Below are 20,241 nucleotides of genomic sequence, written 5' to 3' on the forward strand. Positions count from 1 at the left end.
TGGTTAACGAGGCAAAAGCGACACCCCGAACCCGGTTTTTGAGCCGGGATTCCTCCACAGGCCTGCATCCGCGCCATGGCAAGGAATAAAAGGTGCGGCGCGCCGGAAACCAGTAGCCCCAATCGTTGACTGTGGAGTGAAGTGGAGTAAAGTGGAGGCTATAAGAGTGTAGGGGTGGTGCAGGAGGAATTTCTCCCAATCAGACAGGTGGTGAGTGATGTTCCTCGGAACACATTCACCGCGACTGGATGAGAAGGGGCGACTCATTCTGCCGGCCAAGTTTCGCGAGGAACTGGCTGAGGGACTGGTCCTGACCAGGGGCCAGGAACGCTGCATCTACGTTTTCAGCCAGAAAGAGTTTGAACGGGTGCATGAACAGATGCGGGAAGCACCACTTTCCTCGCGTCAGGCACGTGATTACATTCGGGTCTTCCTCTCAGGAGCATCCGATGAAGTCCCGGACAAGCAGGGCCGGATCACTATTCCCCCGGCGCTGCGGGCCTACGCCGGACTCGGCCGTGAATTGGCCGTGATCGGAGCAGGAACCAGGGCTGAAATCTGGGACGCAACCGCGTGGCAGACGTACCTCGAAGAGCAGGAAACGGCGTTCTCGGAAACCGACGAGGAGACCATGCCCGGCATCTTCTAGGCCAACCGCATTTTCAACAGCTCGGCTGGGAACAGCAGACCGTTGAACCTCAGCTCCACCAGCAGTACCGCCAAGTAAACCAACCACCACGCAGAAACCGGATGCAGCGGGTTCTTGCATGAGATCTCCAGCCGCCCCGCAGGGCCGGCACCTGACTCACTTCCCCGGAGCCAGGCGCCGCAGCGTGAGGCGCGGATGGGGGTCTGATTCAAGAACTACGCCGCCGTCCCTGGACGCGGAAGGACAGCAGATGAGCGAAGAACGCCCTACCGAAGAACGGCATGTTCCGGTGCTGCGTGACCGCTGCATTAATTTGCTGGCACCGGCCATTGAGAGAGCAATCGAGGAGCGCGGCAGCGCAGTGGTGGTTGATGCCACCCTTGGCATGGGCGGACACACCGAAGCCATGCTGTCCCGTTTCCCGGCGCTGCATATCATCGGCATTGACCGCGACCGCCAGGCGCTGGCCCTGGCCGGAGCGCGCCTGGCTCCCTTTGAAGACCGGATCGACCTGGTGCATGCCGTCTACGACGAGATCGCCGACGTCGTCCGGGACCTGGGTTTTGACGGTATTGACGGAGCGCTCTTTGACCTGGGGGTCTCTTCCCTTCAGCTCGATGAGCGGGACCGCGGTTTTGCCTACTCCTACGACGCACCGTTGGATATGCGCATGGATACCAGCCGCGGCCGGACGGCGGCTGACATCGTCAACACCTACAGCGAAGCGGACCTGGTATCCATCATCCGCAAATGGGGCGAGGAAAAGTTCGCCGGCCGCATTGCCGCCACCATCGTCTCCACGCGGGCCGGCAAGCCCTTCACCACCACCGGCGAACTGGTTGACGCCATCCGCGCAGTGGTTCCGGCCGGAGCCGCACGCACCGGGGGGCACCCGGCTAAGCGCACCTTCCAGGCGCTGCGGATTGAAGTCAATGAAGAACTGGATGTCCTGGAACGGGCCATTCCCGCCTCACTCTCGGTCCTGAACCTCGGGGGCCGGGTGGTGGTCATGTCCTACCACTCACTGGAAGACAAGATCGTCAAGGGCGTCTTCGCCGCCGGCTCCCGGTCCTCTGCGCCCAAGGGGTTCCCGGTGGAGCTTGAACAGCACAAGGCCCAGCTGCAGCGGCTGACCAAGGGGACGGAAGTTCCCACCGATGAAGAAATCGCAGAAAACCCGCGGGCTGCATCTGCGAAACTGCGGGCCGTGGAACGTATCCGCAACTCTACCGACGGGGCAGGATCATGACGGCGCTTCAGACACGGCCGCACGCGGCGGCAGGCGCCGTCCGGCGGGCGACGCACGGAAACACCGCGCGCAACCTCGACTGGAATCCCGCACCGGCCCCGGCAGCTCCTGCTCCCCGCCGTCGTACGCCGCTTTCCGTGGTGCCCGCAACCAAGCGGCGCCGCCGTGCACCGGTGGTCATCTTCTGCTTTATTGCCCTCATCCTGGGACTGGGTGCAGTACTGCTGCTAAACATCTCCGTCTCGAGCGGCCAGTACCAGCTGGTGCAGCTGCAGAATGAGCGTACGGAGCTGGCACAGCGCAATGAGGCCCTGACTCAGCAGCTGGAAAACCATCAGGCGCCCCAGATGCTGGCAGCGCAGGCCGCCGATCTGGGCATGGTGACTTCCTCAACTTTCGGGAGCATCGACCTGCAGACTCTGGCAGTTACCGGGAATCCTGTTCCGGCGGAAGAAGGCACATTACCTCCCGTGCTGATTCCTGCCCCAGACGTCCTCACGCAGCCAATAGCTCCGGCAGCCCCGGCTCAACCGGAACCGGCCACCGAATCCGCACGGTCCGCAGAAGCAAGGGAAGCAGCGGAGGCCGCGGAACCGGCGCCCGCCGGACCTGCCGGCGCCGTCCCGGCCCCGGTTGAGCAGGAAGCGGATCTGAACGGCGGAACCATCCCGGCTCCGGTGCAGAGAAGCGGACAGTAAGTTTACTAAGCATTGATACTAAGCATTAACGAGGATACGTTGTGGCAAAAGCGCAGGGCCCCGGCAGGGACAACCACAGAGTAGCCGTCGTTACGGGCAGGCTCAGGACCGGACTGATCCTGGCCCTGGTTCTGCTGACAGTGCTGGGCGTACGCCTGTTCCAGGTGCAGGCCCTGGATCCCGAGGGCATGGCGGAAACAGCTGTCACCGAACGCCTGCGGACTGTGGCTGTCCCGGCGCTGCGCGGCAGCATCCTTGACTCCGAGGGCAATTATCTTGCCCGCAGTGTTGAGCGGTTCGACATTGTCGTGGACCAGACTCTCTCCCATGACTATGTGGAGGACCAGGAATACGAGCGCCGGAATGCTGCCGGCAAGGAGGTTGTCTCCTTTGAGAAGGCGTTCGAGGAGCTCTCGGCGATCCTTGGCCAGGATCCGGAAACGCTACGGGCCGCCGTGCTGGGAAACAACACGTTCAACTTTGTGGCAAAGACGGTCACCCCGGAGATCAAGGACAAAGTCCTGGCCGTGAAGTTCCCCGGCATCTACGCCGACCGGACCACGCTGCGCACTTATCCCTCCGGTTCGGTGGCCGGATCCATTGTTGGTTTCCTGGGCACCGACGGCCCGCAGGAAGGCCTGGAGCTGACGCAGGATGATGTGCTGGCGGGGGAGGCGGGCAGCAAGACGTACGAGATTGGCGGCGACGGCATCCGCATCCCCTACGCCACCAACGAAGACGTCCCGGTGCGGGACGGGGATTCGGTCAAACTCAGCATCGACCAGGATCTGCAGTGGTTCGCCCAGCAGACCATTGCGAGCCAGGTGGCGGAGTACAACGCGGACTGGGGCAACGTGGTGGTGGTTGAGGCCAAGACGGGCCGCATCATCACCATGGCGGAGTCCACCACGGTTGACCCGAACAATCCGGGCCTGACGCCGCCCGAGTCCCGGCAGCCGCTGTCCGTGACCGTCCCCTTCGAACCGGGCTCCACCACCAAGGTCATCACCATGGCGGGGGCCCTGGAACAGGGAATCATTGACCCGCTGTCCCAGTTCGAAATCCCGTCCACCTACACGGTGGACGGACAGACGTTCAAAGATGCCTTCGACCACGGCACGGTGCACATGACGGCCGCCGGCATCCTCACCAAGTCCATGAACACGGGCACGGTCATGATCGGACAGCAGCTCACTGCGCAGGAACGCTACGACTGGCTGAAGAAGTTCGGCATCGGAGAACCCCTGAACGTGGGCCTCAACGGGGAGACCGTGGGTCTCCTTGCCCAGCCAGAGGAATGGGACGGCCGGCAGCAGTACACAGTGCTCTTTGGGCAGGGCCTCGCCCAAACGGCGTTGCACACGGCCATGGTGTACCAAACGATCGCGAACGACGGCGTCCGGCAGGCACCGAGCCTCATTGACAGTTACATCGGAGCCGACGGTTCGGAGACTGCCGCCGAGAAGACTGAATCCACCCGTGTGGTCTCGGAGGAAACTGCCCGTGAAGTCCAACACATGCTGGAGACCGTCACGGCCGAAGGATCCGGAAAGGGCGGGGCCCTGGAGCAATACAGGGTGGGGTCCAAGACGGGTACTGCCGAGGCCCCGGCGGCTAACGGTGGATATGACGGCTACACACTCTCCTATGCTGGTATTGCACCCATGGATGATCCGCAGTATGTGGTGGTGGTGACTTTGCAGCGGCCGGAAGGATCACTGCAGGTCCTGGATCCGGGCAAGACCTTCAAGAAGGTCATGCAGCAGGTCCTGACCACCCGAAACGTTCCGCCATCCACCTCTGCGCCTGAGCTGTATCCCGTGGAGTACTGACCCCGCGCCCCGCGGGCCGGTTAGCGCCGGCGCCCCGGCGCCGACCATAACGGGCTGACCTTTTTCGAGTACCACGTCAATTTTCTGGAGCAACGCAGTGCCTACAAGTGATCAACGCCATCCGGAGCTGCCGGGGAGCGGAATGCGGCCATCAGCAGTTCAACCGGTGTCCCTGCGGGCAGCGGCGGACTCTCTCTTGGCCTCCGGCCTGCCCGGCTTCGAGCCCGTTCGGACAGCGGACGCGGACACGGACATCATGCTGTCCGGACTTACGATCAACTCGCGTGAGGTCCAGCCCGGGGATCTGTACGTGGCGCTTCCCGGTGCCCGCCACCACGGCGCCCGTTTTGCTTCCGCTGCGGCCGGCGCCGGCGCGGCGGCAGTATTGACCGATGCAGAGGGAGCGCGCCTGCTGGCGGATCTGCCTGTGCCCGTCTTCGTTGCCGGTGACCCGCGCAGGCTGGTGGGCCCGCTGGCCGCAGTGGTTTTCGGCAGCAGGCCGCAGGACGGCAGTGCACCCACGCTCTTCGGTGTGACAGGCACCAACGGCAAGACCACCACCACGTACTTCATCAACTCCCTTCTGAGCGCTCTGGGCAAAACCACCGGGCTGATCGGGACCATTGAAATCCTTGCCGGGGGAAAGCCCATCGCCAGCACCCTCACCACACCGGAATCCCCCCAGGTCCACGGTCTGCTGGCGCTGATGCGCGAAAAGGGCTTGGATGCCGCCGCCATGGAGGTCTCCTCCCACGCCATTTCCTACCGGCGCGTGGACGGCGTGGTCTTTGACGTTGCCGGTTTCACCAATCTCACCCAGGATCATCTGGACCTGCACGGTTCCATGGAGGAGTACTTTGCCGCCAAGGCCGCGCTCTTCACTCCGGAGCGCGCCAAGCGGGCCGTCATATGCGTGGATGATGACTGGGGGGCGCGGATGGCCGCAGCCTCGCCGGTGCCCGTCTGGACGCTTGCCACGCACGACGGCGGCGGCGAAGCAGACTGGCGCGTCACCGACGTTGTGCGCACCGGCCTGGGCCACAGGTTTGTGCTCGCCGGCCCCGGCGGCACGGTCCTCCGGGCCGGAACCGGACTTCCAGGCACCTTCAATGTCTCCAATGCCGCCCTGGCCGCCGTCATGGTGCTGGCTTCGGGGGTGGACGCTGCACAGCTGCAGGACGCCCTGGACCGCAGCGACCCGTTCACCGTCGAAGTTCCCGGTCGGATGCAGCTGGTGGGGGAGGCCCCCGCCGCAATCGTCGACTTTGCCCACAACCCGGATGCCCTGGCCCGCACGCTGGAATCCGTCCGCCGGGAAGCCCCGGGTGCGGACACAGCTGAGGCGGCCGGTTCCGGCAGTGCGGACATCCCGCCGCGTGTCATCGTAGTCTTCGGTGCGACCGGTCAGCGCGACCAAACCAAGCGGCCCCTGATGGGAGCCATTGCCGCACGCCTCTCGGATGTGGTGATCATCACTGACGATGACCCCCATGACGAGGATGAAGCGGCTATCCGGGCCGATGTCCTGGCCGGGGCCCGTGCAGCCCTTGAGAGCGGGTCAGTGTCCTGCGAAGTTCTTGAGGTGGCTCCGCGCGCAGCGGCCATAGACCGCGCCGTGGCGCTGGCCCGCCCGCAGGACACCGTGCTGGTCGCAGGCCGGGGACATGAAGTATTCCAGGAAGTAAAAGGAGTGAATTTGGCCCTCGACGACCGCGTTGAACTACGGCAGGCTTTGACACGGTACGGATTCCCTGTGCTGTCCGGCAACGGGGTAGAGTCCTAAAACGTCATGATTGAACTTAGTGCAGCAGACATAGCGGCAATTACGGGCGGCGAACTGATCGGCGGAGCCGCGCAGGCAGCCACAACGATCGTGAACTCGGCCACAACCGACTCCAGGGAAGCCTCCCCGGGCTCCCTCTTCATCGCCAAACCCGGCGAGCATTCAGACGGCCACCTCTTTGTGGGCGCCGCCTTTGAACGCGGCGCCGTCCTGGCCCTCGTCGAGCGCCCGGTCCAGGATTCCGCCGGAACCGTGTACCCGGCGGTCCTCGTCCCGGACGTGGTGCTGGCCATGGGCACCCTCGCAGCGGACATTGTCCGGCGGCTGCGGGCCTCTTCGCCGCTGACCGTCATTGGAATCACCGGATCGGCAGGCAAGACCACCACTAAGGACCTGCTCGCCGGAATCCTGCGGGCCGAAGGCGAAACAGTGGCACCCGTGGGCTCCTACAACGGAGAGGTAGGCGTGCCGCTGACCATTTTCGGCGCCGGCTACGGAACCCGGTATCTCGTCATGGAGATGGGCGCCACCGGCATTGGCCACATCGAGTACCTGGCCTCCATGGTTCAGCCGGACATCGGCGTCGTCCTGGGCGTGGGCACTGCACACGCCGGGGAATTTGGCGGCGTGGAGAACATTGCCCGGGCCAAGGGCGAAATGGTGGAGGCACTTGCCTCCGGAGGCACCGCAATCCTCAACGCCGATGACATCCGCGTGGCCGCCATGGCCGCACGGGCAGGCACCGGTGTGGAGATCCTTTACTTCACCTCCTCACCGGAGGAGGCCCACGGCGCCAAGTCAGCCGTGCGGGCACTCGACGCGCGAACCGATGACCAGGGCCGGCCCGTCTTCACCCTTCGCTTCCCCGACGGGAGTGATTATCCGGTCGCGTCGGGTCTGATCGGCGCGCACCACACCGCAAATCTGCTGGCGGCCGCTGCCGCAGCTTTCGCCGCGGGAATTCCCGCGGAACGGATTGCCGCAGGCCTCTCCGGGCAGAAGGCAGCCAGCCGCTGGCGCATGGAACGCACCGACCGTGCCGACGGTGTCACCGTCATCAACGATGCCTATAACGCCAATCCCGAGTCCATGCGCGCCGCTCTGCGCACCCTGGCCGAGCTGGGACGGGGCAGGCGCACCTGGGCCGTGTTGGGTGAAATGCTCGAACTCGGCGATTCCTCGGTTACTGAGCATGACGCCGTGGGACGCTATGTGGTCCGCCTGAACATTTCGCAGCTGATCGTCGTGGGCACCGGAGCCCGCGCGATGCACACCGGCGCCGTCATGGAAGGTTCATGGGGAGACGAATCCGTTTTCGTTGAAACGCCCGAAGACGCCGAACGCATCCTGGCGGACTCCCTGGAACCCGGCGACGTTGTCCTCTTCAAATCCTCAAACGGCGCTGCCCTGCGCCATCTCGGTGATCGGATAGCTTTGAACGCCCTATCTTCAGACTCTTCCCTGCCGGCGTCAGCGCCGCAGCACACCAGCCCGGACCTTGCCGGGGAAGCCGGAGGCGTCCAGTAGTGGTTTCCCTGCTTATCGGGTCTAGCCTGGCGATGATCCTTGCCTTTGCCGGCACCCCGCTGTTTATCCGTTTCCTGGTCAAGAAGAGCTACGGACAGTTTGTCCGCGACGACGGACCCACGTCGCACCACACCAAGCGCGGTACTCCCACCATGGGCGGGGCCGTCATCGTGGCCTCGGTGGTGGCGTCCTACTTCCTCACGCACCTGATCAGCTTTGCCATCCATCCGGGCAGCTTCGGTCCTTCCGCCTCCGGGCTCCTGGTCCTGTTCCTGATGGTCGGCATGGGGCTGGTCGGTTTCATTGACGACTACACCAAGATCTCCCGCCAGCGCAGCCTCGGACTTAACGCCAAGGCGAAGATCATCCTGCAGACGCTGGTGGGCGTCACATTCGCCATCCTGGCCCTGAACTTCCCCAATGGACAGGGACGGACCCCGGCCTCCACCGAGATTTCCTTCATCCGGGACACCGGTTTGGACCTGGCTTTTGCCGGGACCCTGATTGGCGCCATTCTCTTCATCCTCTGGGCCAACCTGATCATCACCGGAACCACCAACGGCGTTAACCTGGCCGACGGCCTGGACGGGCTTGCCGCGGGTGCCTCCATCCTGGTCTTCGGTGCCTACTTCCTCATCGGTATCTGGCAGTCCAACCAGAGCTGCGGAGCACCGGGCTCCGGTGCCGTCTGCTATGAAGTCCGCGACCCGATGGACCTTGCCCTGCTGGCCGGCGCGATGGCCGGGGCCCTGGTGGGCTTCCTTTGGTGGAACACCTCTCCCGCCAAGATCTTCATGGGAGATACCGGATCCCTCGCCATCGGCGGCGCCATTGCCGCCTTTGCCATCCTCTCCCGCACCGAACTGCTGCTGGTGATCCTGGCCGGATTGTTCGTGATCATCACACTTTCGGTCATCATCCAAGTGGGATATTTCAAGATCAGCGGCGGAAAGCGCGTGTTCAAAATGGCGCCGCTGCAGCACCACTTCGAGCTCAAGGGCTGGGCGGAAGTCACGGTGGTGGTCCGCTTCTGGATTGTTGCCGGGCTGTGCGTTGCCGTCGCCCTTGGCATCTTCTACGCGGAATGGGTGGTAGGAAATTGAGCGAACCAACAGAAACCGGCGGCGGAACGTCCCGGCTGGATGAACTCACCACCTGGGATGCGCCCTGGCGCGGACTGCGCGTGGTGGTCACCGGTATTGGCCTGTCCGGCTTCTCCGCAGCTGACACCCTGATCGAGCTCGGGGCGCGCGTAGTGGTGGTGGACGCAAGGGACACCGAAGAGAACCGGGCCAAGGCGGACACCCTGCGGATTGTGGGGGCCGCCGACGTCCTGCTCGGGGCGGAGCATGCCGCAACGCTTCCTGCGGTGGAAGGAGAGCCCGCTGACCTGGTGGTTACCTCGCCCGGGTTCAGCCCGTCCCACCCCTTGATGGCTGCTGCCGCCGTCGCCGGAATCCCGGTCTGGGGCGACGTGGAACTCGCCTGGCGGGTCCGCATCCGCGAGGGTCGTAAAACTGCCGAATGGCTAACCATCACCGGCACCAACGGCAAGACCACCACGGTGGGCATGACCGAGAGCATGCTTCGGGCAGCCGGGCTGCGCGCCATCGCCGCCGGCAACGTGGGAACTCCCATCCTGGACGCCATCCGCGACCCGGAGGGCTTCGACGTGATCGCCGTGGAGCTGTCCTCCTTCCAGCTGCACTGGTCCTCCTCCCTGTCGCCGCTGGCGAGCGTGTGCCTGAACGTGGCCGAAGACCACGTGGACTGGCACGGATCCTATGAGGCCTACCTGGCTGACAAGGCAAAGATCTACGAGAACACCCGTGTTGCCTGCATCTACAACGCCGAGCAGGCCGAGACCGAGCGCATGGTCGAAGAAGCCGACGTCGTGGAAGGCTGCCGGGCGGTTGGGTTCACCACCGGCATGCCGGCGGTGTCCATGGTGGGGATGGTGGAGAACCTCCTAGTGGACCGTGCGTTTATCGAGCAGCGCAAGGACTCTGCCGCGGAACTTGCCTCCAGGGCCGACCTCGGCGAGTACGCGCCGCGGCACATGGTGGCCAATGCCCTGGCGGCCGCAGCTCTGGTCCGGGCCTACGGTGTGGAGCCGGTTGCGGTGCGGGACGGGCTCCGTGCCTACGACCCCGGAGACCATCGGATCCAGCCGGTCGCCCGTTTGAACGACATTCTGTGGATCAATGATTCGAAGGCGACCAACCCGCATGCCGCGGCTGCCTCACTTTCAGCTTTCAGCTCAGTGGTGTGGATTGCCGGCGGACTGTCCAAGGGGGTTAGCTACGAGGACCTCATCCGGGATCATGCTCCGCGCCTGCGGTCGGTCATCCTGATCGGTGCTGATTCCGCCGACCTTCGCTCTGCCCTGGCGCGACACGCTCCCGACGTCCGGGTGATTGACGCGGTTCCGCCCCACACTGGTGGGAGGCATGCAGCAGCAGCAGTGGTCAGCGGCGAGGAAGTCATGGCTCTGGCCGTTGCGGCCGCAGCCGCTGAAGCCCGTTCCGGAGACACTGTCCTGATGGCGCCGGCAGCGGCGTCCATGGATCAGTTCGCGTCCTACGCGCACCGCGGGAACGCTTTCATCGAGGCCGTCCGCGGGTACGTGGAGGGACAGGCGCCGACTCCTAAGGAGCCCTAGATGGCAACTACATCTTCAGGGAAACCGCGTAAGCCGGTGCTCCGTTCCTCGCGCCAAACAACCCAAGCAGCCCCGGTGGGGTCCGCATCGAAGGCAGGGAAGCCGGAGCGCTCCGCCCCGCCGTCGGCCCGGGCCGCCTCCGAGCGGAAAGTGTCCGGCCGCGCCGGCCGGAAGCCCGCCGATCCTGAGAAGAAACCCTCGCTGCTGGAACGCGGCATCATCGCGCTCGAAGGCAGCCGTCGCAACGCAACAGGCTCGGCCTACTACACCATCCTCGGCGCTTCGCTGGCCCTGACTGCCATTGGCCTGATGATGGTGCTCTCCGCTTCCTCCGTGGAATCAATTGCCGCTTCGGCCGGGGAATCCGTGGGCAGCACCTTCGGCTTCTTCGTGAAGCAGGCCATGTTTGCGGCGCTGGGTGTCGCAGCCATGCTGGGGCTCTCCCGTCTTGGTCCCCAGGCCTTTCGGAAACTGGCCTGGCTGGGCATGGTTGCAGCTTTCTTCCTACTGATTTTGGTCTTTATCCCCGGCATTGGCGAAGAGGTGAACGGCAACCGGAACTGGATCAAAATCGGTCCCATCACCGGCCAGCCGTCGGAAGCAGCAAAGCTGGCCATGGCCATTTGGTTCGCCTCCGTATTGTCCGTGAAGCAGAAACTCCTCACCTCGTGGAAGCATGCCCTGGTGCCGGTGGTCTTTCCGGGCGGGGCCATCCTGATTGGGCTTGTCCTGATCGGTAAAGACCTCGGCACGGTGATCATCATGGGCATGATCATGATTGCCGCCCTGTTCTTTGCCGGGACCCCGCTGCGGTTCCTGGCGGCAATGGTGGCTGCCGGCGGCGCCGGAGCCATCCTGATGTCCCTGGCCAGCGGCAACCGCACCAGCCGGATCAGCGCCTGGCTGGGGCAGGACTGCGGTGCCGGTCTCTGTGACCAGGCCAACGCAGGCATGTATGCGCTGGCCTCCGGAGGCTGGTTCGGTGTGGGCATTGGCCAGAGCCGGCAAAAGTGGAGCTGGATTCCTGAAGCACACAACGACTTCATCTTTGCGATCATCGGCGAGGAATTCGGGCTGCTGGGAACGCTCCTGATCGTGCTGCTCTTCGGCGTCCTGGCGGTGGCCACCATCCGGATGACCATGCGGCACACCGATCCGTTCATCCGGATAATCTGCGGTTCCATCCTGGTCTGGATCATCGGCCAGGCGTTCGTGAATATTGCGATGGTGACGGGACTGCTGCCCGTGATCGGCGTGCCGCTGCCCTTTATCTCCTACGGCGGGTCATCCCTGACCTTTACCCTGGCCGCTGTTGGGGTTCTGCTCTCCTTTGCCCGTAAAATCCCAGAACAAAAACTTTCTGAAAGTGAACCATCAGCTCCATGACGCAACGTCCCCTGTCCCTCGTCCTCGCCGGAGGCGGCACCGCCGGGCATATCAGTCCGCTGCTCGCGGTTGCCGGAGCCGTGCGGGACGCCGTGCCCGAGGCCCGCATCAAGGTTGTGGGAACCGCTGCCGGAATGGAAACCCGGCTGGTTCCGGCTGCCGGTTTTGAGCTTGCGGTCATCGACCGTGTCCCCATGCCCCGCAAGCCCGGCGGTGACCTTATCCGGCTGCCCGGCAGGCTTCTGCGTGCCGTGAAGCAGGCAGGGGAGATTCTCGATGAGGCTGCGGCCAACGTCGTCGTGGGCGTGGGCGGGTACGTTTCCACTCCGGTCTATCTCGCTGCCCGCCGCCGGAAACTGCCCATCATCGTGCACGAGGCCAATGCCCGCCCCGGGCTGGCCAACCGCGTGGGGGCACGCTTCGCCGACGTCGTCGGCACCGCCTTTGCGGAAACCAAGCTGCCTGGCGCGCAATTGGTGGGAATGCCCATGCGCCGCGAAATCTCGGGTCTGGACCGCGCCCATGAACGAGCCGGCGCGCGGGAGGCCCTGGGGCTGGACCCGGACCGTCCCACCCTGGTGGTCACCGGCGGTTCCTCCGGTGCCGCCAGCATCAACCGGGCGGTGGAAGAGGCGCTTCCCGCCCTGGCAGCGGCCGGTATCCAAACCCTGCACATCACCGGCCGCGGCAAGCAACTGCTCACGTCCGACGGAGGACTGCTCACGGCTCCGTCTTACCGTCAGATGGAATATGTGGACGGGATGGAACAGGCCTACGCCGCTGCGGATCTGCTGCTTGCGCGCTCCGGCGCGGGCACAGTCTGCGAAATCAGCGCAGTGGGCCTGCCCGCGGTCCTGGTCCCACTGCCGCACGGAAACGGAGAGCAGGCGCTGAACGCCGCCGGGCTGGTGGCTTCCGGGGGAGCGCTGGTTGTTTCGGATTCACTCTTCACAGCGCAGTGGATATCAGACAGGCTGATACCTTTGCTGGCCAATCCTGCCGCATTGGATGCCATGTCGGCCGCTTCGGCAGCCTCCGGTATTCGTGATGCGGACCGCCGGATGGCGGAATTCATTCTCGCTGCAAACGTAAGGTCACACGCATGAGCAAGCTGAAGTTATCGGACCTTGGCCGGGTGCATTTCATCGGGCTCGGAGGTGCCGGCATGTCCGCCGTAGCGCGGGTCATGATCGGCCAGGGCGTCGAAGTGTCCGGCTCGGACTCCCGTGACTCTGCAGGCCTGCGTGCTTTGGAAGCCCTCGGCGCCAGAGTGTATGTGGGCCAGGAAGCGGCGAACGTTCAGGGCGCTGACACTGTAGTGGTCTCCACTGCCATCCGTCCCGAAAACCCTGAACTTGCCGCCGCTCGTGAGATGGGTCTGCGGGTCATCCACCGCTCGGTGGCCTTGGCCGCGGCCATGGGCACACAGGACGTGGTTGCAGTTGCCGGGACGCACGGAAAAACCACCACCACCGCCATGGTGACCGTCCTGCTGCGCGAAGCCGGATTGGATCCGTCCTTCGCCATTGGCGGCGACGTGGCGGCACTGGGAGTTAATGCGGCCTTCGGCAGCGGCGACGTGTTTGTTGCTGAAGCCGACGAGTCCGACGGGTCCTTCCTGAACTATCTCCCGCGAATTTCCGTTATCACCAACGTCGAGGCCGACCATCTGGACCACTACGGCACCGAGGAAGCTGTCTTTGCCTCGTTCGACCAGTTTGTCCGGCTGTTGCCGCCTGAAGGGCTTCTGGTGGCCTGCGCGGACGATCCCGGTGCCGCCGATGTGGTGAGCCGTTCCGGTGCCGCGCGGGTTCGCACCTACGGTTACAGCGAAAATGCGGACATCCGGATCACCGACACACGCCCGCTGGCCAGCGGATCCGTATCCGTGCTCCGCTTCAGCCTGGACGGTTTGGAGTGCGAGCAGGAACTGCGGCTTCTGGTCCCGGGTGCGCACAATATCCGCAACGCCGCCGCCGCCTTCACCGTGGGACTGGGACTGGGCGTGGATCCCGCCCTGGCCGCGGCCGGCCTATCAGTGTTTTCCGGCGCCGCCCGTCGTTTTGAAGCCAAAGGCGCGGTCCGCGGAGTGCGGGTGTTCGATGACTACGCCCACCATCCGACAGAACTGGTGGCAGCACTGGAAGCAGCCCGAACGGTTGCCGCCGGACACCGGGTGCATGTATTGTTCCAGCCCCACCTGTTCAGCCGCACGCTTGCCTTTGCGGAGGAGTTTGCCTCCGCTCTGGAACGTGCAGACACTGCCACAGTGCTTGACATCTATGCGGCGCGGGAGGATCCCGTCCCGGGGGTCACCAGTGAGCTGATCACCTCCCGGGTGAACCGGCCCGGTGGCTATGCCCCGGACGCCGCGCAGGCAGTGCGGGATATCTGCCGCTGTGCAGCGCCGGGCGACATCATCCTCACCGTGGGTGCAGGCGACGTCACCCAGTTCGGTGCTGTCCTGGTGCAGGAGCTGGCCAAGGCTGAGGTGTCCGCAGGCACCCTGCCGGACACCGCTCCGGACACCGGTAACCCTGCGGACTCTTCGACTGCTCAGCAGGCACCGATGAGGGAGCTTCATGGGTAGCAGGAAACCGCGCCGTCCCGAAGTGGATCCAGGCCGTCCGGCCGGCGGTGGACGCGGCGGCACGCGGCGCTCCGCCGGCCACAACGACTCGGCATCCCGGGGCTGGCGGCCGCACATCGGCACCGGGCTGCCGCCGTCCTCCGTCGGTATGTCGGAGAGCTATCAGCGGGACTCGGGAACCGAAGCCGGTGAGTCGGTCACGGCCACCGTGCTGGCGTTTCCTGAGCCACCCGTTCGCCGCCGGCGGCGGTGGCTGCTCATAACGGCCGTGACCGCGGTTGTGCTGCTCGGCGCCTTCCTTGCGTTCCTTTTCCTGTCTCCGGCGCTGGCGCTGAAGACGGTCACCGTGCAGGGAAATTCCCTGCTGCCCACCGACCAGGTCAACCGTGCCCTGCAGCCGCTCATGGGACAGCCGCTGACCACGATCGACGACGGCGACGTTGCCGCCCTGCTGGCCGACCGGCCGGAGGTTGCCGCCGTGGATATCGTTGCCAAGCCACCCTCCGAGATCGTGGTGACCATCACCGAACGTGTTCCGGTGGCGGTCCTGCAAAGCGGCAGCACCTTCCTGCTGATTGACGAGCAGGGTTTGGAGATCGGAACGGTGGCTAGCCGGGCCGAGGCCCGGCTTCCGCTGATCGACGGCGGTACCGACGCCGTAAAAAGTGCCGTGTTCAGCACGGTCACGTCGGTACTGGCAGTGCTTCCGGAAAAGGTGCTTGCCCAGCTGGACCATGCCGCGGCGTCGTCGGTCGACTCGGTGGAGCTGAAGCTCACCAACGGGCAAACGGTATTCTGGGGGAGCGCCGAAGCAAACGTGGCCAAGGCGCGTGTGGTCGAAGCGATGCTGCAGATGCCGCCCAAGGACCCGCCCGTTCAGGTGTTTGACGTCAGCACCCCCACCGCGCCGGTCACACGGTGATATTTCCCTCCTGCGGCAAAGAATAATCCGACACGCGGCAGAGGTAATTGCAGAACCAGTTTTCGCCCCATAGCGTCACTGGTAGAGGATTACTTGACATAACTATAACGTTCAACTAGAGGCTTAGGGTTTCCGGTTGAAGGTTACAGGTCAGGTTCAAGGTTTTCGGTCGGAAGCATTCCGGCCACCCAATGATCAGTTGCACAGATTCGAACAAGGGACACAGGACGTGGCAGCACCGCAGAATTACTTGGCCGTCATCAAGGTCGTCGGCATCGGCGGCGGTGGCGTGAACGCCGTAAACCGGATGATCGACGTAGGGCTCCGAGGCGTGGAGTTCATCGCCATCAACACCGATGCGCAGGCACTGCTGATGAGTGACGCCGACGTGAAGCTCGACGTTGGTCGTGAGCTGACGCGCGGCCTGGGTGCCGGTGCTGATCCGGAGGTTGGCCGCAAGGCCGCCGAGGACCATGCCGAGGAGATCGAGGAGGTCCTTCGCGGGGCCGACATGGTCTTCGTCACCGCAGGTGAGGGTGGCGGAACCGGTACCGGCGGCGCGCCCGTCGTGGCACGCATTGCCCGTTCCCTCGGTGCTCTGACCATCGGCGTGGTGACGCGCCCCTTCACCTTCGAAGGCCGGCGACGTTCCAATCAGGCGGAGTCGGGCATTGACACCCTGCGCGACGAAGTCGATACGCTCATCGTCATCCCCAATGACCGCCTGCTCTCCATCAGCGACCGGAACGTGTCCATGCTGGACGCCTTCCGCTCCGCTGACCAGGTGCTGCTCTCCGGCGTCCAGGGCATCACTGACCTGATCACCACTCCCGGACTGATCAACCTTGACTTCGCCGACGTTAAGTCCGTCATGCAGGGTGCCGGTTCGGCCCTCATGGGCATCGGTTCCGCACGAGGGGAGGATCGGGCCGTCAAGGCTGCCGAGCTGGCAATAGCTTCTCCTCTGCTGGAAGCGTCCATCGACGGCGCCCACGGTGTCCTGCTCTCGATTCAGGGTGGCTCCGACCTCGGCCTGTTCGAAATCAACGAAGCTGCGCGCCTGGTGCAGGAAGTGGCCCACCCCGAAGCCAACATCATCTTTGGTGCCGTCATTGACGATGCCCTGGGTGATGAGGCCCGCGTGACCGTGATCGCTGCCGGGTTTGACCAGGTGGACGTCACCTCCCAGCCGGTCTCCCACAAGCCTGCCGAGCCTGCCGCACCGCCGGTCAGTGCTCCGGCCGGCGGCAGCTACGCCGGCGCTGCGCCGGCGTCTGCCGGACTGTCCGCCTGGTCGCAGCGCTCCACTCAGCACAGCGATGTTCCGGCCGATGCAGGTTTTGACGTTGACCTGCCCGCCGTCGTGGAGTCGGACCTGTCCACTGGACGCAATGATGACCTGGATGTCCCTGACTTCCTGAAGTAACAGCATTTCCTGAAATAACACCCGGTCCGGGCAGCAGTCCGGAACGCCCGGCAGCAGCGAGGTTGTTCGACAATGTTTTGGTGGCAGGCGCAGGTCGGTGACGGCCTGACGGTCGCGTTCACCAATACGGAGGCGGGCAACCTCGCTTTGCATGTGGGGGACGATCCGGCCCAGGTGATGATGCGGCGGGCAGCGCTGGAGCGGCGTATGAAGGTTCCCGGCGGTTCGCTGAGGTTCATGAATCAGGTGCACTCCGCCGTTGTTGTGGCAGTGCCAGGACCCACAGGACCCACAGGATCCTCGGGTGCCGGGGATCCGCCCACGGCGGACGCGCTTGTGAGCACTGACGGTTCCGTGCCGTTGGCTGTGATGGTGGCAGACTGCGTGCCCGTAGCGCTGGCCGGGCTGGGCAGCCGCGGCGTGGTGACCGCAGCGGCCCACGCCGGACGCCGGGGTCTATTGGAGGGCGTCCTGGTCAACACGGTGCGCGGGATGCGTGAAGCCGGCGCGGTCAGCATCCGGGCCTGGATCGGGCCCGCGGTGTGCGGGCAGTGCTACGAGGTGCCCCGGATGATGCTTGACGAAGCCGCTGAAGCGATGCCGGCCCTGCAGTCACGCACCCGCTGGGGAACCCCGGCGCTGGACCTGCCTGCCGGCGCGGAAGCGCAGCTGGCCGGCTTGGGCGTGGAGGTGCTCCGCCTGGGCGGATGCACACTGGAATCAGATGATCTTTACTCGCACCGCCGCAGTGCCGACGCAGGGCGGCTCGCCGGCCTGATCTGGCGCAGCTAACCCAGCGGGCGCCCGCACTGCAGCTGCGGTGTCCTAGAACCAAGGAATGCCCTATGACTTTCAGCACTACCGCGGCGGAACGATCCGCCGAACTCTCCGATCGACTGCAACGGGTCCGCACCCGCATCCGGTCAGCGGCTGCCGGCTCGGCCGAACCCACGCTCATTGTGGTCACCAAGTATTTTCCGGCCAGCGACGTTGAACTGCTCGCTGCCCTGGGGGTCACCGACATGGGGGAAAACAAAGCCCAGGAGGCAGCAGCGAAGGCCGCTGAGACGTCGGACCTGAACCTGAACTGGCATTTCATCGGCCAGCTGCAAAGCAACAAAGCCAAATCGGTGGTTCGCTATGCATCCGCCGTGCACTCAGTAGACCGCATCTCCTTGGTCCATGCTCTGGGAAAGGCCATGGCTGCCGAACAGCAGCGCCGGGCAGAGGCAGGCGGGCTGCCCAGGGAGGCGCTGGAGTGTTTCCTGCAGGTGGACCTGCGGGAAACGCTGGACCCGGGGGCCGGAAGCGGGTCCGGAGCAGCCTCCGGTGCCGGACGCGGGGGAGCCCTGCCCTCAGAGCTTCCGGGCCTGGCCGAAGCCATCGAGGCAGAGGCCGGTCTCCGGCTGGCCGGTGTGATGGCTGTGGCGCCTCTGGGCGCAGATCCGCGGGAGGCTTTCGCAAGACTGCGCGGTTTGTCCGAACTGCTGTGCCGGGACTTCCCCGGAGCCACAGCGGTCTCCGCCGGCATGAGCGGGGATCTGGAAGCAGCCCTGGAATGCGGAGCGACACACCTGAGGATCGGCTCCGATATTCTCGGGCCGCGGCCGCCGGTACGGTAGCGTCTATTGCAGGAAAGTCTCTCATTTGGCGAGGGACGGGTGCTACGGCGCTGAAGTTCTAGAAGGAGCAACCATGGCTGGCGCAATGCGCAGGACAATGATTTACCTTGGGCTCGCCGACGGTGACGAGAACTACGAGTCTGAGCAGAAGAGCCAGCGGGACACCCCGGCGCGCAACACCGAGGAGTACGCCCCTGAGTTCGAGCGGACCGATCGCCCTGAGCGTACAGAGCGCACCGAACGGACAGAACGGCCGGATAACGACGCCGAGCCGGCCCCGGCAGCTGTGCTCCGCACCGCCGTCGAAGAATACCGCGCACCGGTCACGCCGATCAAACGAGCACCGTCATCCCGAGAGGAAGTGGCTGGCTTGCGCCAGATCACCACCGTCCACCCCCGTTCCTACAACGATGCCAAGATCATTGGCGAGAGTTTCCGTGATGGTATTCCCGTGATCATGAATGTCACCGACATGGGTGAAGCAGATGCCAAACGGCTTGTCGATTTCTCCGCTGGCCTTGTCTTTGGCCTGCGCGGTAGCATTGAACGCGTGACCAACAAGGTCTTCCTCCTGTCGCCCTCCTACGTGGAGGTGCTGGGGGATGACAAAAAGGTCAGCGAATCCCAGTCTGCATTCTTCAACCAGAGCTGACCGCGTGCCCGCAACAGCGGGGTCACTGCGGATCGCTGCGGCCTCCCCTGAAACGAAACAACACGCGTGAGTATTATTTTTTCCCTGCTGTATGTGCTGCTGGTGCTCTTTCAGTTTGCTCTGTTCCTGAGGATTGTTTACGACGCAGTCCAGATCTTCGCACGCCAATGGCGCCCTAAGGGGCCGGCCCTGGTGCTCGCCTCCGTGATCTATGGCGCCACCGATCCTCCTATCCGGCTGCTGCGCAGGTTCATTCCGCCGCTGCGGCTGGGCGGTATTTCGCTGGACCTGGCCTTCATTGTGCTGTTCATCCTCGTTGCGATCGCCAAGACGATCGTGACCAACGTCCTCGTCTAGGTTCCGCGGGGGATCGGGGGTCGGTTAGTTTTCCTCCCCCGGAAGATATACTGTGAAAAAGAATAAGACCCCTTAGATTTTTTATGTTCGTTATTCTGTACGTAGAACCGTCTGCTTGACTCGCAGGCGAATCTTATAACCAGTGTGAGGTGACCAGATGGCTCTGACGCCAGAAGATGTTGTCAATAAGCGGTTCCAGCCGACCAAGTTCCGTGAGGGCTACGATCAGGACGAGGTTGACGATTTCCTCGACGAGATCGTCGTCGAGCTGCGCCGCCTGAACGCCGAGAATGAAGATCTTCGCGGCCAGCTCGCGGAATGCCTTGCAGGCAACAAGAGCGAAGGCTCGGTACCTGCTCCGGTTTCCGCTGCAGCCAAGACCGAGCAGGTCACGGCACCCGTGAAGGAAGAAAAGAAGCCCGAGCCCGTCAAGGCTGAGGAGCCGAAGGCGCCGGCCGCAAAGGTCGAAGAGCCCAAGGTTGAGGCACCGGCTCCCGCCGCTGCGGCACCGGCCGCTGCCGCAGCAGCCCCTGCCAGCGCAGCCAGCAACACCGAGACTGCCGCAGGCATTCTGGCCATGGCACAGAAGATGCACGACGACTACGTGGGCGCCGGTGTTGAACAGCGGGACAAGATCATTGCCGAAGCGCAGATCGAAGCCAGTGGCCTCGTCAGCGAAGCCCAGGACAAGAGCCGCAAGATCCTCAGCAACCTGGAACAGCAGAAGGCTGTGCTGGAGCGCAAGGTTGAGCAGCTGCGCGGCTTCGAGCGTGACTACCGTTCACGCCTCAAGGCCTACATTGAGGGCCAGCTTCGCGATCTGGACGCACGCGGATCTGTTGCTTCGGAGACCGCTGACGCGTAACCCGAACGGCACCGTGGAGAC

At 64.4% G+C, this 20,241-nt stretch carries 18 protein-coding genes; all 18 read left to right on the forward strand.

From position 1 onward, the window contains the following. Positions 1–217: 217 nt before the first annotated feature. The 18 genes from mraZ (at position 218) to ABIB35_RS14575 (ending at position 20,220) form a co-directional block, all read left to right on the forward strand. Positions 218–649, forward strand: coding sequence for a division/cell wall cluster transcriptional repressor MraZ (gene mraZ, locus ABIB35_RS14490; protein ID WP_354182428.1), 432 nt, complete (start codon positions 218–220; stop codon positions 647–649). Between the two features lie 250 nt (positions 650–899). Next, complete coding sequence (gene rsmH, locus ABIB35_RS14495; protein ID WP_354182429.1) at positions 900–1,898, forward strand: 16S rRNA (cytosine(1402)-N(4))-methyltransferase RsmH; 999 nt, start codon at positions 900–902, stop codon at positions 1,896–1,898. Then, entirely contained in the window at positions 1,895–2,596 is a 702-nt protein-coding gene (gene ftsL, locus ABIB35_RS14500) for a cell division protein FtsL (protein WP_354182430.1), read from the forward strand. Before rsmH ends, ftsL begins: the two co-directional genes overlap by 4 nt. A gap of 41 nt (positions 2,597–2,637) precedes the next feature. Beyond that, positions 2,638–4,428 carry a peptidoglycan D,D-transpeptidase FtsI family protein gene (locus tag ABIB35_RS14505; RefSeq protein WP_354182431.1) on the forward strand — a complete coding sequence of 597 codons (1,791 nt, stop codon included), beginning with the start codon at positions 2,638–2,640 and terminating at the stop codon, positions 4,426–4,428. A 142-nt stretch (positions 4,429–4,570) separates the two neighbouring features. Further along, positions 4,571–6,211 (forward strand): UDP-N-acetylmuramoyl-L-alanyl-D-glutamate--2,6-diaminopimelate ligase, encoded by a 1,641-nt coding sequence (locus ABIB35_RS14510; protein WP_354182432.1) that lies wholly within the window; start codon positions 4,571–4,573, stop codon positions 6,209–6,211. Between the two features lie 6 nt (positions 6,212–6,217). Then, on the forward strand, positions 6,218–7,738 hold the full coding sequence (locus ABIB35_RS14515) for a UDP-N-acetylmuramoyl-tripeptide--D-alanyl-D-alanine ligase (RefSeq protein ID WP_354182433.1): 1,521 nt from the start codon (positions 6,218–6,220) through the stop codon (positions 7,736–7,738). Further along, positions 7,738–8,841, forward strand: coding sequence for a phospho-N-acetylmuramoyl-pentapeptide-transferase (gene mraY / locus ABIB35_RS14520; protein ID WP_354182434.1), 1,104 nt, complete (start codon positions 7,738–7,740; stop codon positions 8,839–8,841). The genes ABIB35_RS14515 and mraY overlap by 1 nt, the downstream gene beginning before the upstream one ends. Continuing rightward, complete coding sequence (gene murD / locus ABIB35_RS14525; protein WP_354182435.1) at positions 8,823–10,400, forward strand: UDP-N-acetylmuramoyl-L-alanine--D-glutamate ligase; 1,578 nt, start codon at positions 8,823–8,825, stop codon at positions 10,398–10,400. The genes mraY and murD overlap by 19 nt, the downstream gene beginning before the upstream one ends. Next, positions 10,401–11,786: a putative lipid II flippase FtsW gene (gene ftsW / locus ABIB35_RS14530; protein ID WP_354182436.1), complete on the forward strand. Its 1,386-nt coding sequence runs from the start codon at positions 10,401–10,403 to the stop codon at positions 11,784–11,786. It begins immediately after the preceding gene. Beyond that, on the forward strand, positions 11,783–12,892 hold the full coding sequence (murG, locus tag ABIB35_RS14535; protein ID WP_354182437.1) for an undecaprenyldiphospho-muramoylpentapeptide beta-N-acetylglucosaminyltransferase: 1,110 nt from the start codon (positions 11,783–11,785) through the stop codon (positions 12,890–12,892). Before ftsW ends, murG begins: the two co-directional genes overlap by 4 nt. Continuing rightward, positions 12,889–14,376: a UDP-N-acetylmuramate--L-alanine ligase gene (murC, locus tag ABIB35_RS14540; RefSeq protein WP_354182438.1), complete on the forward strand. Its 1,488-nt coding sequence runs from the start codon at positions 12,889–12,891 to the stop codon at positions 14,374–14,376. The genes murG and murC overlap by 4 nt, the downstream gene beginning before the upstream one ends. Then, positions 14,369–15,298: a cell division protein FtsQ/DivIB gene (locus tag ABIB35_RS14545; protein ID WP_354182439.1), complete on the forward strand. Its 930-nt coding sequence runs from the start codon at positions 14,369–14,371 to the stop codon at positions 15,296–15,298. Before murC ends, ABIB35_RS14545 begins: the two co-directional genes overlap by 8 nt. 229 nt (positions 15,299–15,527) lie before the next feature. Further along, positions 15,528–16,724, forward strand: a complete 1,197-nt coding sequence (gene ftsZ / locus ABIB35_RS14550; protein ID WP_354182440.1) for a cell division protein FtsZ — start codon at positions 15,528–15,530, stop codon at positions 16,722–16,724. 72 nt (positions 16,725–16,796) lie between these two features. Then, the gene (locus tag ABIB35_RS14555) at positions 16,797–17,516 is read left to right on the forward strand and encodes a purine nucleoside phosphorylase YfiH/LACC1 family protein (protein WP_354182441.1); all 720 of its coding nucleotides are present in this window, start codon (positions 16,797–16,799) and stop codon (positions 17,514–17,516) included. Between the two features lie 53 nt (positions 17,517–17,569). Next, positions 17,570–18,346: a YggS family pyridoxal phosphate enzyme gene (locus ABIB35_RS14560; protein WP_354182442.1), complete on the forward strand. Its 777-nt coding sequence runs from the start codon at positions 17,570–17,572 to the stop codon at positions 18,344–18,346. A gap of 73 nt (positions 18,347–18,419) precedes the next feature. Continuing rightward, complete coding sequence (locus ABIB35_RS14565; RefSeq protein WP_354182443.1) at positions 18,420–18,998, forward strand: cell division protein SepF; 579 nt, start codon at positions 18,420–18,422, stop codon at positions 18,996–18,998. A gap of 66 nt (positions 18,999–19,064) precedes the next feature. Further along, complete coding sequence (locus tag ABIB35_RS14570) at positions 19,065–19,355, forward strand: YggT family protein (protein WP_354182444.1); 291 nt, start codon at positions 19,065–19,067, stop codon at positions 19,353–19,355. Between the two features lie 157 nt (positions 19,356–19,512). Then, a complete protein-coding gene (locus ABIB35_RS14575; RefSeq protein WP_354182445.1) occupies positions 19,513–20,220 on the forward strand; it encodes a DivIVA domain-containing protein in 708 nt (235 codons plus the stop codon). The last annotated feature ends 21 nt before the right edge of the window (positions 20,221–20,241 follow it).

Source organism: Arthrobacter sp. UYP6 (assembly GCF_040547315.1).
Lineage (GTDB): Bacteria > Actinomycetota > Actinomycetes > Actinomycetales > Micrococcaceae > Arthrobacter_B.

What these genes read in the sequence shown, in the direction of transcription:
- mraZ (WP_354182428.1), top strand. Translation starts at nt 218, where the DNA reads ATGTTCCTCGGAACACATTCACCGCGACTGGATGAGAAGGGGCGACTC.
- rsmH (WP_354182429.1), top strand. Translation starts at nt 900, where the DNA reads ATGAGCGAAGAACGCCCTACCGAAGAACGGCATGTTCCGGTGCTGCGT.
- ftsL (WP_354182430.1), top strand. Translation starts at nt 1,895, where the DNA reads ATGACGGCGCTTCAGACACGGCCGCACGCGGCGGCAGGCGCCGTCCGG.
- ABIB35_RS14510 (WP_354182432.1), top strand. Translation starts at nt 4,571, where the DNA reads ATGCGGCCATCAGCAGTTCAACCGGTGTCCCTGCGGGCAGCGGCGGAC.
- ABIB35_RS14515 (WP_354182433.1), top strand. Translation starts at nt 6,218, where the DNA reads ATGATTGAACTTAGTGCAGCAGACATAGCGGCAATTACGGGCGGCGAA.
- murD (WP_354182435.1), top strand. Translation starts at nt 8,823, where the DNA reads ATGGGTGGTAGGAAATTGAGCGAACCAACAGAAACCGGCGGCGGAACG.
- ftsW (WP_354182436.1), top strand. Translation starts at nt 10,401, where the DNA reads ATGGCAACTACATCTTCAGGGAAACCGCGTAAGCCGGTGCTCCGTTCC.
- murG (WP_354182437.1), top strand. Translation starts at nt 11,783, where the DNA reads ATGACGCAACGTCCCCTGTCCCTCGTCCTCGCCGGAGGCGGCACCGCC.
- murC (WP_354182438.1), top strand. Translation starts at nt 12,889, where the DNA reads ATGAGCAAGCTGAAGTTATCGGACCTTGGCCGGGTGCATTTCATCGGG.
- ABIB35_RS14545 (WP_354182439.1), top strand. Translation starts at nt 14,369, where the DNA reads ATGGGTAGCAGGAAACCGCGCCGTCCCGAAGTGGATCCAGGCCGTCCG.
- ABIB35_RS14555 (WP_354182441.1), top strand. Translation starts at nt 16,797, where the DNA reads ATGTTTTGGTGGCAGGCGCAGGTCGGTGACGGCCTGACGGTCGCGTTC.
- ABIB35_RS14560 (WP_354182442.1), top strand. Translation starts at nt 17,570, where the DNA reads ATGACTTTCAGCACTACCGCGGCGGAACGATCCGCCGAACTCTCCGAT.
- ABIB35_RS14565 (WP_354182443.1), top strand. Translation starts at nt 18,420, where the DNA reads ATGGCTGGCGCAATGCGCAGGACAATGATTTACCTTGGGCTCGCCGAC.
- ABIB35_RS14575 (WP_354182445.1), top strand. Translation starts at nt 19,513, where the DNA reads ATGGCTCTGACGCCAGAAGATGTTGTCAATAAGCGGTTCCAGCCGACC.